At 58.6% G+C, this 1,456-nt stretch carries 2 protein-coding genes; both read left to right on the plus strand.

Features of this window, described 5'->3' with window-relative positions:
* The first annotated feature begins 101 nt into the window (after nucleotides 1–101).
* Complete coding sequence (locus NW815_RS13420; protein ID WP_041436880.1) at nucleotides 102–674, plus strand: phycobiliprotein lyase; 573 nt, start codon at nucleotides 102–104, stop codon at nucleotides 672–674.
* A gap of 35 nt (nucleotides 675–709) precedes the next feature.
* Nucleotides 710–1,399 (plus strand): hydrogenase nickel incorporation protein HypB, encoded by a 690-nt coding sequence (hypB, locus tag NW815_RS13425; protein ID WP_414343585.1) that lies wholly within the window; start codon nucleotides 710–712, stop codon nucleotides 1,397–1,399.
* Nucleotides 1,400–1,456 lie beyond the last annotated feature (57 nt).

A 1,456-nucleotide genomic window follows, 5' to 3' on the forward strand; every position in this document is an offset into this window, starting at 1 on the left:
CAGGACTGATTGCCCCTGCACCTCCGTTAGCTAAATCGTTGAGTTGCTCTGCAAGCTAAGATCGGCAAACCCTGTTCCATCGATGAGGATCCGCGTCGGCCATGATGACCGTAATGGAGTTTTTCGCCCTCAGTGCTGGGGAGTGGATGTGCCAACGCACCAGCCATCACTTGGCTTTTCGCCGCTCTGAGGGTGGGAGGTCGCGGCTACAAATTGCCACCCTTGCGGCAACCGATCCAGCAGTCATCCGGGTTTGCGAGTTGTTCAGGGTGGATCCCCGACGAGCTGTGGGAGCAGCGCGGGTGCGGTGGGATGGCGAGCAGGAGTGGGACAACGAAGAGTACAAGGGAGACGTGGTGCTGGTACCTATCCCCGATGAGACCGATCCCATGCGCGGGCAGTTGCTGCGGGATCAGGGCTACGCTGAGAAAGTACCGGTGGCCGGTACCTATGTCATGGGATCCGATGGCGCCCTTACCCTTTACACCCAGTATGAGATGACTGAGTCGGAAGAGCGCATTTGGTTTGCCAGCCCCAACTTGCGCCTGCGGGCCAGCACTGTCAAGCGGTTCGGTGGCTTCAGCATGGCCTCTTTCTGCTCCGAGGTGCGTAAACTCTCCGTCGGCCCTTCTCCCACCCCTACGGTGGCCGAATCCAGCTCTTTCCGCAGCTAGAGCGTTTTCTCCTCAACCGCAACACGGGTTGTGCCATGCACCAAGTCTTGGATCTGGGGATTAACCTACTCCACGCCAATCAACACCAGGCCGACCACAACCGGGAGCATTTTGATGCCTGGGGAGTAACCTGTCTGAACCTCATGAGCGCGCCGGGGGCGGGTAAGACGTCTTTGCTGGAGAAAACCGTGGTCGCTCTTGCCGGCTCGCTGCGCCTGGCGGTGATCGAGGGAGACATGACGACCCAACTGGACGCGGAGCGGTTGCGTCGCTACGGGATCCCGGTGATTGCCATCAACACGGGGCGGGCCTGTCATTTGGATGCGGCCATGGTGGCCGGGGGCTTGCAGCAATTGGAAGCACTGCTGGATCCCCAACAACTGGATTTGCTGCTGGTGGAAAATGTCGGCAACTTGGTCTGCCCGGCGGAGTTTGAGGTGGGGGAACACGCCAAGGTAGCCCTGCTCAGCGTCACAGAAGGGGAAGACAAGCCTCTCAAGTACCCAATCATGTTTCGAGAGGCGGATTGTCTGCTGATCACCAAAGTGGATCTGGTTCCTGTGTTGGAGGTGGATTTGGATCGGATCCAGGCCAATATCCGCGAGATCAACCCTTCTGTGCCGATTTTTTGTCTTTCTGCCAAGACGGGTGACGGGCTGGAGCCCTGGCTGGGCTGGATCCGAGAGCAGATTCTCCTTGCCCAACACCGACGGCAGCCGCAGTGAAGGGTATCATACTGAGCATCTAGCCGTGGAACTGATACATTTACGCTGAACACTGCT

It is taken from the genome of Synechococcus sp. R6-7, assembly GCF_047461695.1.
In the GTDB taxonomy this organism is placed as follows: domain Bacteria; phylum Cyanobacteriota; class Cyanobacteriia; order Thermostichales; family Thermostichaceae; genus Thermostichus.